Origin of the sequence: Phyllobacterium sp. (assembly GCF_037994405.1) — a bacterium.
In the GTDB taxonomy this organism is placed as follows: domain Bacteria; phylum Pseudomonadota; class Alphaproteobacteria; order Rhizobiales; family Rhizobiaceae; genus Phyllobacterium.
Genome location: NZ_JBBNAN010000327.1, coordinates 1 through 11,487 on the forward strand (window position 1 = coordinate 1; position 11,487 = coordinate 11,487).

Annotated in this window: 13 protein-coding genes and 1 pseudogene; 13 read left to right on the top strand and 1 reads right to left on the bottom strand. The window is 56.6% G+C overall.

Annotated elements, in window-relative coordinates:
- The 13 genes from AAAC48_RS18125 to phnN form a co-directional block, all read left to right on the top strand.
- The coding region (locus AAAC48_RS18125; RefSeq protein ID WP_340655523.1) for a carbon-phosphorus lyase complex subunit PhnI at positions 1-392 on the top strand (392 nt) is incomplete at its 5' end.
- Complete coding sequence (locus AAAC48_RS18130; protein ID WP_340655524.1) at positions 389-646, top strand: hypothetical protein; 258 nt, start codon at positions 389-391, stop codon at positions 644-646. The genes AAAC48_RS18125 and AAAC48_RS18130, both read left to right, overlap by 4 nt.
- Positions 643-1,518: an alpha-D-ribose 1-methylphosphonate 5-phosphate C-P-lyase PhnJ gene (locus tag AAAC48_RS18135; RefSeq protein ID WP_340655525.1), complete on the top strand. Its 876-nt coding sequence runs from the start codon at positions 643-645 to the stop codon at positions 1,516-1,518. Before AAAC48_RS18130 ends, AAAC48_RS18135 begins: the two co-directional genes overlap by 4 nt.
- The gene (phnK, locus tag AAAC48_RS18140) at positions 1,515-2,291 is read left to right on the top strand and encodes a phosphonate C-P lyase system protein PhnK (RefSeq protein WP_340655526.1); all 777 of its coding nucleotides are present in this window, start codon (positions 1,515-1,517) and stop codon (positions 2,289-2,291) included. The genes AAAC48_RS18135 and phnK overlap by 4 nt, the downstream gene beginning before the upstream one ends.
- 9 nt (positions 2,292-2,300) lie before the next feature.
- Positions 2,301-3,011, top strand: coding sequence for a phosphonate C-P lyase system protein PhnL (phnL, locus tag AAAC48_RS18145; RefSeq protein WP_340655527.1), 711 nt, complete (start codon positions 2,301-2,303; stop codon positions 3,009-3,011).
- Positions 3,008-3,622, top strand: a complete 615-nt coding sequence (locus tag AAAC48_RS18150; protein ID WP_340655528.1) for a DapH/DapD/GlmU-related protein — start codon at positions 3,008-3,010, stop codon at positions 3,620-3,622. The genes phnL and AAAC48_RS18150 overlap by 4 nt, the downstream gene beginning before the upstream one ends.
- A 119-nt stretch (positions 3,623-3,741) precedes the next feature.
- Complete coding sequence (phnC, locus tag AAAC48_RS18155) at positions 3,742-4,575, top strand: phosphonate ABC transporter ATP-binding protein (protein ID WP_340655529.1); 834 nt, start codon at positions 3,742-3,744, stop codon at positions 4,573-4,575.
- An 84-nt stretch (positions 4,576-4,659) separates the two neighbouring features.
- Positions 4,660-5,571, top strand: a complete 912-nt coding sequence (gene phnD, locus AAAC48_RS18160) for a phosphonate ABC transporter substrate-binding protein (protein WP_340655535.1) — start codon at positions 4,660-4,662, stop codon at positions 5,569-5,571.
- 73 nt (positions 5,572-5,644) lie between these two features.
- Positions 5,645-6,613, top strand: coding sequence for a phosphonate ABC transporter, permease protein PhnE (gene phnE / locus AAAC48_RS18165; RefSeq protein ID WP_340655530.1), 969 nt, complete (start codon positions 5,645-5,647; stop codon positions 6,611-6,613).
- Positions 6,610-7,941, top strand: a complete 1,332-nt coding sequence (gene phnE, locus AAAC48_RS18170) for a phosphonate ABC transporter, permease protein PhnE (protein WP_340655531.1) — start codon at positions 6,610-6,612, stop codon at positions 7,939-7,941. Before phnE (AAAC48_RS18165) ends, phnE (AAAC48_RS18170) begins: the two co-directional genes overlap by 4 nt.
- Positions 7,942-8,008: 67 nt before the next feature.
- Positions 8,009-8,716, top strand: coding sequence for a DUF1045 domain-containing protein (locus AAAC48_RS18175; protein ID WP_340655532.1), 708 nt, complete (start codon positions 8,009-8,011; stop codon positions 8,714-8,716).
- A 1-nt stretch (position 8,717) separates the two neighbouring features.
- On the top strand, positions 8,718-9,857 hold the full coding sequence (locus AAAC48_RS18180) for an alpha-D-ribose 1-methylphosphonate 5-triphosphate diphosphatase (RefSeq protein WP_340655533.1): 1,140 nt from the start codon (positions 8,718-8,720) through the stop codon (positions 9,855-9,857).
- A gap of 11 nt (positions 9,858-9,868) precedes the next feature.
- Positions 9,869-10,483: a phosphonate metabolism protein/1,5-bisphosphokinase (PRPP-forming) PhnN gene (gene phnN, locus AAAC48_RS18185; RefSeq protein WP_340655534.1), complete on the top strand. Its 615-nt coding sequence runs from the start codon at positions 9,869-9,871 to the stop codon at positions 10,481-10,483.
- A 70-nt stretch (positions 10,484-10,553) separates the two neighbouring features.
- Here the strand turns inward: phnN and AAAC48_RS18190 are convergent.
- Positions 10,554-11,252: pseudogene (locus AAAC48_RS18190) on the bottom strand (porin); the annotation flags it as partial.
- Between the last annotated feature and the right edge of the window lie 235 nt (positions 11,253-11,487).

The window sequence follows — 11,487 nt, forward strand, 5'->3', positions numbered from 1 at the left end:
CCGAACTCGATTTCCCACTCACGCTTGGCCGTATTCGCGTCACCGAATGCCAGATGGTCAACCAGTTCAAGGGATCATCCAAGCAGCCGCCGCAATTTACGCGCGGCTACGGCCTGGTTTTTGGCCAGAGCGAACGCAAATCCATGTCGATGGCGCTGTGCGATCGGGCCTTGCGCGCTCGGGAGCTGGGTGAAGACATCACTGCGACTGCGCAGGACGAGGAGTTCGTGATTTCCCATAGTGATAATGTTCAGTCGACCGGGTTCGTCGAACATCTGAAGCTGCCGCATTACGTGGATTTCCAGGCGGAGCTCGATCTGGTGCGGCGCATGCGCGCCGAGCATGAACGGCGTGACAACGAAAACAGCGATACTCAAGAGGCTGCAGAATGATTTCAGTCGCCGCCGTCGCTGTCGCCACCCCCATCGTCGGAACTACCGCAACGGACCTCAACCGTCGGACCGGAATTGCTTCCATCTTTCTTGCCGAACAATGTCCGGTATATCGCGATTATCAGTCCGATCACAACGAACACAAACCCAGCGTCTTGAAACGACACCGGCGACGCTGGTTCCAAAGCCATTCCCCCTCACCATTCGATGCCGGAATTCCCCTGTCCGGCTTTCATGAGGTTATGACAAAATGACCGAGCTTGCGACGTATAATTTCGCCTATCTCGACGAACAGACGAAGCGGATGATCCGCCGCGCCATCCTCAAGGCAATTGCCATTCCGGGCTATCAGGTGCCTTTCGCTTCGCGTGAAATGCCGATGCCCTATGGTTGGGGGACGGGCGGTGTGCAGGTGACGGCGGCAATAATTGGGCCGGACGACACCTTGAAGGTGATCGATCAGGGCGCCGACGATACGACCAATGCCGTATCCATCCGCGCCTTCTTCCAGAAGACTGCCAATGTTCGCGTAACCACGAAAACAACGGAAGCAACAATCATCCAGACGCGCCACCGTATTCCTGAGGCTGCGCTGCAAGCCGGCCAAACCCTTGTCTATCAGGTGCCAATTCCGGAACCGCTGCGCTTCCTTGAACCCCGTGAGACCGAGACACGAAAGATGCATGCACTAGAAGAATACGGGCTGATGCATGTGAAGCTCTACGAAGACATTGCCAGGCACGGTCACATTGCCACGACCTACGCCTATCCGGTGAAGGTCGAGGGTCGATACGTGATGGATCCGTCGCCGACGCCAAAGTTCGACAATCCGAAGATGCACAACTCGCCGGCGCTACAGCTGTTCGGGGCGGGGCGTGAGAAGCGAATCTATGCCATTCCGCCCTATACTGAGGTGGTCAGTCTCGACTTTGAGGACCATCCATTCGAGATCCAGACGTTCTCGCAACCCTGCGCGCTGTGCGGCGCCAAAGGCAGCTACCTGGACGAGGTCATCCTCGATGACAAGGGCGCCAGCATGTTCGTCTGTTCGGATACGGATTTTTGCGAAGACCGGCCGGGCCATCGCGGCCATCTTTTGGCCAATCCTGCGGAGGCAGCAGAATGAGCGAGACCCCACTCCTGAAGGTCAACGCACTTTCGAAGTTCTACGGCAGCCGCATCGGCTGCCAGAACGTCACGTTCGAGCTATGGCCGGGTGAGGTCCTCGCCGTCGTGGGCGAATCCGGATCAGGCAAGACGACGCTGCTCAATTGCCTGGCGACGCGTCTTGCGCCTTCTGCCGGATCGGTGGAATACCGCATGCGCGAAGGCCAGTTCCGTGATCTCTACCGGATGAGCGAGGCTGAACGGCGTTTCCTGATGCGCACCGACTGGGGATTCGTCCACCAAAATCCCGCCGATGGATTGCGGATGACGGTCTCCGCCGGCGCCAATGTCGGCGAACGGCTGATGGCAGTCGGCGACCGGCATTATGGCAAGATCCGTGCGACCGCCACCGATTGGCTTGGCCGCGTTGAGATTGCCGAGGACCGTATCGATGACCAGCCGCGCGCTTTCTCCGGTGGCATGCGACAGCGCCTGCAGATTGCCCGCAATCTTGTCACCAACCCACGCCTCGTCTTCATGGACGAACCGACGGGCGGTCTCGACGTTTCGGTGCAAGCAAGGCTCCTCGATCTTCTGCGCGGCCTCGTCCACGATCTCGGCTTGGCCGCAATTGTCGTTACGCACGATCTTGCCGTGGCGAGACTGCTTTCGCACCGGATGATGGTGATGAAGGACGGCCATATTGTCGAGACAGGTCTCACCGACCGCGTGCTCGACGATCCGCAGGCGCCTTACACCCAGCTTCTCGTCTCTTCCATCCTGCAGGTCTAGGAGCAAGTCATGCCGACACCACTTGTTGTTTCCGATGTCGCCAAGAGCTTCACCATGCATCTACGCGACGGTATTCGTTTGCCCGTGGTGGCAAATGTCTCCTTTTCGATCAAAGCGGGCGAATGCGCCGTGCTTGGTGGCCCATCCGGAGCAGGCAAAAGCTCGATCCTGAAAATGATCTTTGGCAATTATGCCGTGGATGCTGGTCAGATCATCGTCCCTTATCGCGACCGGCTGGTCGATGTCGCGGCGGCCGATCCGCGTACGATGCTCGGAATTCGTCGCGAAATGATCGGCTATGTCAGCCAGTTTCTGCGTACGGTACCGCGCGTTTCGGCATTGGATGTCGTGGCCGAGCCGCTGATCGCGCGCGGTGTGGATCGCGCTGAGGCTCGCGACAAGGCCGCGTCATTGCTTGCCGGACTCAACCTGCCGGAGCGTTTGTGGTCGCTGCCACCCGCCACATTTTCCGGTGGTGAGCAGCAGCGGGTCAACATTGCGCGAGGCTTCATCACCGATCATCCGATCCTGCTTCTCGATGAGCCGACCGCATCGCTCGACGCCAGGAACCGCAATGTGGTTGTCTCGATGATACAGCAGAAGAAAGCCTCGGGCGTGGCCATGCTGGGCATTTTTCATGATGAAGACGTACGCGAAGCGGTTGCCGACCGGATTGTCGATGTCACCGCGTTTTCGGTACCGAACGAGGCTGCGGCATGACCCGCTTGTCAGAAACGCCGCTCATCCACGAGACCGCATCGGTCCACGGCTGTGAACTCGGCCGTTACACCGAAATATCCGAGCGCTGCCGTATCAGCGAAACGACGCTCGGAGATTACTCGTACATCATGCAGGATGGGTCAGCTTGGTGCGCCACGATCGGCAAATTCGCGAATATTGCGGCGAGCGTGCGCATCAATGCACCGAACCATCCGACATGGCGGCCCACATTGCATCATTTCACCTATCGCTCAGGTGATTATTGGGACGGTGCGGGTATTGATGAGGAATTCTTCGATTGGCGCCGGTTAAACCGCGTCACCATCGGCCACGACGTCTGGATTGGTCACGGCGCGACCGTTCTGCCAGGCGTGACCGTCGGGGACGGTGCCGTGATCGGTGCCGGGGCGGTCGTGTCGCGGGATGTCGATCCCTATACGATTGTCGGTGGTGTTCCTGCACGCAAAATCCGCGACCGTTTTGACACGAGAACGGTCGAACGATTGCAAACCCTCTCCTGGTGGGACTGGGCTCACGCGAAATTGCGCGGCGCACTCGACGATTTCAGGACCCTGGATATCGAGGCCTTTCTCGAGAAACACGACGTCTAAACCAAAGGTATTATATTCCGCTACGCGCGACACACAGTTGTCATTCAACTGAAACATAAACGACATCGCACCTTCACATCCGTGTCCTAGGACAGAGCAACGCCAAAAGGGACTTGCTTATGTTGAAGATTGAAAACGTGACGCGGCGCTTCGGCAAATTCGTTGCCATTGACGGTGTCAATCTGGAAATCCCGCAAGGGCAGATGGTTGGTGTCATCGGCCGGTCCGGTGCAGGCAAGTCCACCCTGCTGCGTATGATCAACCGGTTGGTTGATCCCTCGGAAGGCTCGATCCTTTTCGGTGATACGAATGTTGCGCAGCTGCGGGGTGCGCAGTTGCGCAATTGGCAGCGCGATTGCGCGATGATCTTCCAGCAGTTCAATCTTGTGCCACGCCTCGACGTTCTCACCAATGTGCTTCTTGGCCGCCTCAATCACCGTTCAACGATCAAAAGCCTTCTCGGCATGTTCTCGCGTGAGGAGCGTGCCATGGCGATTGCCGCTCTGGAGCGGCTCGATATCGCCAAGACTGCCCTGCAACGGGCAGGAACACTATCCGGAGGACAGCAGCAGCGCGTCGCCATCGCGCGCGCCCTCATGCAAAATCCCAAAATCATTCTCGCCGATGAACCCATCGCCTCGCTCGATCCGCGCAATGCACAGGTCGTGATGGAGTCGTTGCGCGACATCAATGAGAAAGAAGGGCTGACGGTCATCACCAATCTGCACACGCTCGATACGGCGCGGCATTTCTGCCAGCGAATCATCGGCATGCAGGGCGGCAAGGTTGTCTTCGACGGAACCCCGGACGACCTGACAGAACTTGCCGCGCGCCGGATTTACGGCGCTGACGGCATGAAGGACGCGTTTTCAGAAGCCATTACATCGACCAGCATCAGCCGCGGCGCACCAAAGCCAGTACCCGAGCTGGAGGCCATTCTGGCCGCGCGTTGAGCGCAAAGAGATCGGCTCGCCCAGTACGGGCTCATATGAAACAGATCGCAAACTCAAACGGACGTTTGACAGGAGAGAACCATGTTGCTCAAGAAAGCCCTAATCAGTGCAATAGCAATCGGCGCAATGCTCGCTGGTTCGATGGCCCGCGCTGAAAATCTCGAAACATTCCGCGTTGGTATTATCGGCGGCGAGAATGAAGCTGACCGCCTGCGCAATTATCAGTGCATTGTCGACCAGCTCCCGAAAGTTCTGGGCGTGAAGGAAGTAAAGCTCTTCCCCGCTACCGATTATGATGGCGTCATCCAGGGTCTGCTCGGCGGTACGCTCGATTATGCCGAACTTGGTGCCTCCGGCTTCGCAAAGATCTACCTTACCAATCCCAAGGCGGTTGAGCCGATCCTGACGACCGTTCAGACCGATGGGGCGACCGGTTACTATTCGATCATGGTCGCCCGCAAGGACAGTGGCATCAAGACTCTCGCCGACATGAAGGGCAAGAAGCTCGGTTTTGCCGATCCGGACTCCACCTCAGGCTATCTCATCCCGGTGACTTCGCTGCCGAAGGACATCAAGAGCTCGGTGAAGGATTATTTTGGCGAAACAGGTTTCGGCGGTGGCCACGAGAACCTCGTCCTTGCTGTCAAGGACGGCAAGTTCGACGCCGGCACCACGTTCGGCTCGGGGGTTGGCAAGTTTGACGAAGGCTATAGTTCCGGCAATCTGCGCAAGATGGTCGACAAAGGTCTCATCGACATGAAGGATTTCGTCGAATTGTGGAAGTCGCCGCTCATTCCAAATGGTCCAATCGTTATCCGTACCTCGCTCGACAGCAACCTGAAGGCCAAATTCAAGGACTACATGATGAACTTGCCGAAGTCCGATCCTGCTTGCTTCGCAGCAACGATGGGCGGTGACTTCAAGGGCTATACGGAAGTGAATACTGAATTCTATCAGCCGATCATCGACGCGCGTAAGGCGCAGATCGGCGGATAATCCAACAATTACAGTCACGGCCAGTTCCGAAAGGATCTGGCCGTGATTTTTTGTGCTCTTGAAGGATATATTTATGAGCCCAGCAACGACCGCCGAGCTATCAGCCGATGGTATCCAGATCGAACGCCACTGGCAGGAACTGGCCGCACGTCGCCGCGCCTATTCCTGGCTCATTTCGATCTGCCTTCTGGTCATCGTCGCCGGTTCTCTCTGGTTCGCCAATGAATCGAATGCAGGCAAGTTTTTCGACCGCTTGCCGCATTTCTTCGATTTTGCCGGCGATCTTGTTCCGCGTGACGGCTGGGAAGTCTGGCGTGCCATATTCGATCTGCCGTCACCCTATTTCGACGGAAGCCTGAAATACGATTATCCCGAAGGCCGAAACTATCTGATTGGCGGCCTCTATCTTCCGGAATATTTCTATAAGATGCTGGAAACGCTAAATATTGCGGTCCTTTCCACGCTCATTGGCTTTATTTTCGGGTTTCTCCTCTGCTTTCTGGCCGCCAAGAATCTCGTTAAAAGCAAGTTGATCCGCTTTGCCGCCCGCCGTTACATGGAAATTCTGCGTGCCTTCCCGGAAATCGTGATCGCAGGGTTCTTCGCGGCGATATTGTCGCTGGGTCCAATCCCTGCAATGTTTGCAGTCGGTATTCACACGATCGGGGCACTTGGAAAGCTGTTCTTCGAAGTCGTTGAAAATGCCGATATGAAAGCGGACGAAGGGTTACGCGCCGTCGGTGCCAACTGGTTCGAACGGGTCGGCTTCGGCATCGTCCCGCAGGTGATGCCGAACTTCATGTCCTACGCCTTGCTTCGCCTCGAAATCAACGTCCGCGCCTCGACCATTATCGGCGCTGTTGGCGGCGGCGGCATTGGTGAGGAATTGCGGCTGTCGATCGGCCGCGGCCATCAGGCAAAGACACTCGCCATCGTGCTGCTGCTGCTCGTGACGATTATCGCTGTCGATCAATTTTCCGCCTGGCTGCGGCGCCGCCTCGTCGGCAATCAGGCGTTCGCTTTCGGTAGGAAACAATCATGAACGCGCTCTCTTCCGCCGCCATTGCCGATTTTGAAGTCCGCCATCCGGCCGTTTTCAACCCGCCTGTCTGGAAGCGCTTCATGCCGCTGCTGATTGCGGCGGGTATCGTTCTCTACGTTGCCTATTGCTGGTGGTTCTTTTCCATTGGCACCGTGCTCGGGCGTGGCCAGTGGGATCGCGCCGAACTCTATGCGCGCGACTGGGTATCCTACGCAGTCAGGACAACTGTACGCATGTCGCCGACGGCGACGACGGTGGCCTATCCGCGGTTTTCCGAACTCGGCGATAACCCGAAGCCAGATTGGGTTGTTCAGAACGGCAACAATGTCACGATCTTGTTCGGTGCAGGCAAATCGCTTGATATCAACGACAGCCGGGTGATTGCGACCCGCAATGGCGAGAGCTTGACCGTGCTGATCGAAGCTGACGGCGCCAAGCCGCAGGGACCATTGCCCAATTGGGCAATGCTGAAAGAGGATCAGGTGACGGTCAATTTCGGTTTTGCGGGGCAGGCCGATATTATTCCGGAGCGCGTTGTTGTGAGCCGCCGTTTTCTTGGCTGGGCAAACTTCGTCTTCGATACCAGCTCGCCGTTCTGGAACAAATCATTTGGTGAGGTGGCGTCGATGATCATCAGCGGCGAACGCATCAAGCCGGAGATGTCCAACGCCGCCTTGGCTATCGACAACATCTGGTACAATTCGTCCTGGCAGCACGGTGATGTCTGGACGAAGCTGATGCAAACCATCGTCATGGCTTTCATGGGAACACTGCTGGCTTCTCTTGTTTCTTTCCCTCTAGCCTTTGTCGCCGCCCGTAACATCATGCCAAATTTGTTTGCCAACCAGATCACCAAACGCTTCTTCGATTTTCTGCGATCGGTCGACATGCTCATCTGGGCGCTGTTCTTTACCCGCGCCTTTGGTCCGGGGCCGCTTGCCGGTATCTCGGCCATTTTCTTCACAGACACCGGTACGCTCGGCAAAGTCTACTCCGAAACGCTGGAAAATATCGATGACAAGCAGCGCGAAGGCGTCAAGTCAGTCGGCGCATCACCTGTGAATGTGCAGCGCTACGGCGTCGTGCCGCAGGTACTGCCGGTTTTCGCCAGCCAGGCGCTATATTTCTGGGAGTCCAATACACGCTCAGCTACGATCATTGGTGCCGTAGGGGCAGGGGGCATCGGTCTCAAGCTCTGGGAAGCCATGCGCACAAACACCAACTGGCATAATGTCGCCTATATGGTCGTGCTCATTCTCGCGGTGATCTTCATCTTTGATAGCATATCCAATGCGTTGCGTTCCCGCCTGATGGGAAAGCAGCATTGAGATAACATCACATTCAAAGGCTTGTCATAATCGGAGCGTAACGCGAGAGTGTTCCGGAGGAATCAAAATGCGCTATGCAATCTATTTCACGCCGCCCTTAAGTGATCCGCTGCTCAAGGTAGCGGCCAATTGGCTCGGCAGAAACGCGTTTACCGGCCAGCCGGTGAAGGCCCCGCAGATTCGCGACCTTGCGCACGAGGATTTCGCCCAATTGACGGAATCACCACGCCGCTATGGTTTTCACGCCACGTTTAAGGCGCCATTCCATCTCGCCGATGGTGTCGAAGAGCGCGAATTGCTTTCGGCGCTGATGCATTTTGCCTCTTCCATCGATCCGGTTGAAATTCCGAAACTGCAGATTGCATGCCTCGACGGGTTTTTCGCACTCGTTCCGGCTGAGCCGCTGGATCGGCTCAACCAACTTGCAAACGACATTGTCATAGCATTCGACCGCTTCCGCGCCCCGCCAAGCGAGCAGGAAATCAAACGCCGCAATCCGGAAAACATGAGCGTGGCTCAGCGACGAAATCTCGAACAGTGGGGGTACCCCTATGTTTTTGAAGATTTTCGCTTTCACATGACCCTCACAGGGCCGGTACCCGAACGCGACCGGCCGAAAATTGAACATATCCTGAGTGAATTCCTGGAACCGGTCCTTGAAGAACCGGTCGAAATCAACAATCTCGCGCTGTTCACTGAAGCCGAGCCAGGATTTCCCTTCGAAATACACTCGCTGCATCCGCTCGCAGGAACCAACCGAAGAAAGACCGCATAAAATGTCCGCCGAATTGATTTTGAACAACGCAAGGATCGTTCTCGAAGATGAGGTCATCTCGGGATCGGTTGTGATCCGCGACGGCAAGATTGCCGATATCTCGGAAGGTTCGGTCGCTGGCGGCGAGGATTTCGAGGGCGATTATCTCATTCCCGGTCTGATTGAATTACACACGGATCATCTCGAGGGTCACTACGTGCCGCGCCCGCGGGTCCGCTGGAATCCGATTGCGGCCGTGCTGGCCCATGACGCACAAATTGCGACGTCGGGTATCACGACGGTCCTCGACGCATTGCGCGTCGGGCTGGACGAAGATGCGGACATGTCTGCGCCGGAAATCCGCAAGCTTGCTGACGCGATCGAAGACAGTGTCAAGCAGGGGCGTTTGCGCGCGGATCACTATTTCCACCTGCGTTGTGAAGTATCAGCCCCCGATTGCCTCGATGGTTTCCATTATTTTGACGGTGACAGCCGCGTGCGACTTGCATCGCTTATGGATCATGCCCCAGGGCAGCGCCAGTTTGTAAATCTGGAAACCTACGCCTACTACTATCAGCGCAAGCTGAAGCTCAGCGATCCTGACTTCACCTTGTTCTGTGAGAAGCGCATGGCAGAATCTGCCAGGAATTCCGCACCGCAGCGCAAGGCGATATCGGATTTATGCCGCGAGCGAGGCATTGTGCTCGCGAGCCATGATGACGCGACCGTTGCACATGTCGACGAAGCGGTTGAGCAGGGTATCCATGTCGCCGAGTTCCCAACGACGTTGGAAGCTGCAGCTGCCTCAAAGCAGGCAGGTTTGGCAGTGTTGATGGGCGCCCCGAACGTGGTACGCGGCGGTTCGCACTCCGGGAATGTCTCGGCACGGGAACTGGCCGAACATGGTTGCCTCGATATTCTATCGTCTGACTATATCCCGTTCAGCTTGATCCAGTCGACGTTCTTCCTGAGCGAGGCTGTCGATGGCATCACCCTGCCGGATGCGGTACGTTTGGTGACCAAAAATCCCGCGGAAGCCGTCGGCTTCGATGATCGCGGTGTTATCGAAATCGCCAAGCGTGCCGATCTCGTGCGCGTCCGGGTCGACGAGCATATTCCGGTGGTGCGCACGGTTTGGCGGGAAGGGCGCCGGGTCGTATGATGGCGGCCGCCATGATCGAACGTGCGCTCAACCCGGCGTCTGGACCACTGCGCAACGGTGCATTCATCGCCGTTGTCGGGCCAAGCGGCGCTGGCAAGGACACTATCATTGACTACGCCCGCGCAGCACTTGGCGACCAGCCAGGCTATCACTTCGTGCGTCGTGTGGTGACGCGGCCGTCGACTGTGGACGCGGAGGATCATGACACCTTGAGTGAAGATCAGTTCTTAACTGCGAACCGCGCAGGGGAATTTTGTCACTCCTGGGAGGCGCACGGTTTGCACTACGGCCTGCCAAAATCTGTCGACGACGAGATCGAACGTGGAGCAGTCGCTATTGCCAATGTGTCGCGCGGTGTATTGCCCGTTCTTCGTGAGGCATATGCCAATTTCCTTGTCGTGCAGATCACTGCTTCCCATGAGGTCTTGGCGAAACGACTGGCGTCACGTGGGCGCGAAGACGCTGAAGAAATCCGGCGACGTTTGATGCGTGCGGCTCCCAACCCATGCGATCCAGCTGATGCTGTTATGATCGATAATTCGGGAGCTGTCAGTGATGCAGGCAATGCGTTTGTCGCAGTATTGAAGAAAACCGCAGCGTTTGTAGCTGTTTGGGAACAAATCTGAATGTCGTCCGATATTCGGTAAAGCGAGAATCCGGAGGCATCGCCACCGGACCATTTCAGCCAACGGCTGCTCAGAAGTTGCGCTGGAAGCGAATGATGCCGCCAAGTGCGTCGTCGTTGACGATCGTGCCGTCCGTACGGCGATAGTCATCAAACTTCGTATAGTCGATTTCTGGCGTGATCATAAATCCAGGCGCGATCTGGTAGGCTACATTCAAAGCCAGAGCGTATGTGCCTTCGGATTCGTAGGCGGCCTGGGCATTGATGGTTGCCTTATCGGTAACCTTGGCAGCGAAACCGCCCCAAGCCGCCCAATCACCCTGCCATGGCGTCAAGAAATTGCGGTCTACACGCGTCTCATCATAATCGGACTGATAAGCGCCCATAACCCACGCGGATACTTTGTCAGTGATGTTTACGTCCAGACGCGCCTTTGCGGCAAAGGCTTCTACATTGGAGTCGTAGCCGACAATACCGGAGATCTTGCCCCAACCTTGTTCCAGTTTCACGCCGGCCATCACGTGCGGCATGTAACTATCGATAACGTAATCAGGGAAATCATCATTAACAGAACCCTGTTCTGCAGCGATAATTGCCGAGAAGCCATTTCCCCCGGTAAATGTATAACTAACCTGGTTGGTTTCCCAGCTATTGTAGTTGATCACGTCATCCTGGATGATATCGCCGGCATACCCGTTCCAGGCACCGAAGATTTCATCGGCAACACCAACGCGGAATCCGCCGAGTTCGATGAACGCTTGTGGAATGCTTCCGCCGTCATCTTCAAATTTGGCATTGCGCCGTCTGCAACGCCAATGTCAGTTGACGGAAGAGCTTGCCTCACTGGCAGCGCTCTCCGGTGGACTAAGATTGATGGGCGGGTCCGCGGGGCAATGAGGTTGCAATCTCGTCTCAGTCGCACCGCTTCGTCGGAGGAAGTCCGGCACTGCAGTCCTTACCGGCGATCTTTTTTGTTCCGCTCTTCAACCCACTAAGCCCGGCGAC

Excerpts from the sequence above, each read along its gene's own strand:
- AAAC48_RS18135 (WP_340655525.1), top strand. The coding sequence starts at position 643 with ATGACCGAGCTTGCGACGTATAATTTCGCCTATCTCGACGAACAGACG.
- phnL (WP_340655527.1), top strand. The coding sequence starts at position 2,301 with ATGCCGACACCACTTGTTGTTTCCGATGTCGCCAAGAGCTTCACCATG.
- phnK (WP_340655526.1), top strand. The coding sequence starts at position 1,515 with ATGAGCGAGACCCCACTCCTGAAGGTCAACGCACTTTCGAAGTTCTAC.
- phnC (WP_340655529.1), top strand. The coding sequence starts at position 3,742 with ATGTTGAAGATTGAAAACGTGACGCGGCGCTTCGGCAAATTCGTTGCC.
- AAAC48_RS18175 (WP_340655532.1), top strand. The coding sequence starts at position 8,009 with ATGCGCTATGCAATCTATTTCACGCCGCCCTTAAGTGATCCGCTGCTC.
- phnE (WP_340655531.1), top strand. The coding sequence starts at position 6,610 with ATGAACGCGCTCTCTTCCGCCGCCATTGCCGATTTTGAAGTCCGCCAT.
- phnN (WP_340655534.1), top strand. The coding sequence starts at position 9,869 with ATGATCGAACGTGCGCTCAACCCGGCGTCTGGACCACTGCGCAACGGT.
- AAAC48_RS18130 (WP_340655524.1), top strand. The coding sequence starts at position 389 with ATGATTTCAGTCGCCGCCGTCGCTGTCGCCACCCCCATCGTCGGAACT.
- AAAC48_RS18180 (WP_340655533.1), top strand. The coding sequence starts at position 8,718 with ATGTCCGCCGAATTGATTTTGAACAACGCAAGGATCGTTCTCGAAGAT.
- AAAC48_RS18150 (WP_340655528.1), top strand. The coding sequence starts at position 3,008 with ATGACCCGCTTGTCAGAAACGCCGCTCATCCACGAGACCGCATCGGTC.
- phnE (WP_340655530.1), top strand. The coding sequence starts at position 5,645 with ATGAGCCCAGCAACGACCGCCGAGCTATCAGCCGATGGTATCCAGATC.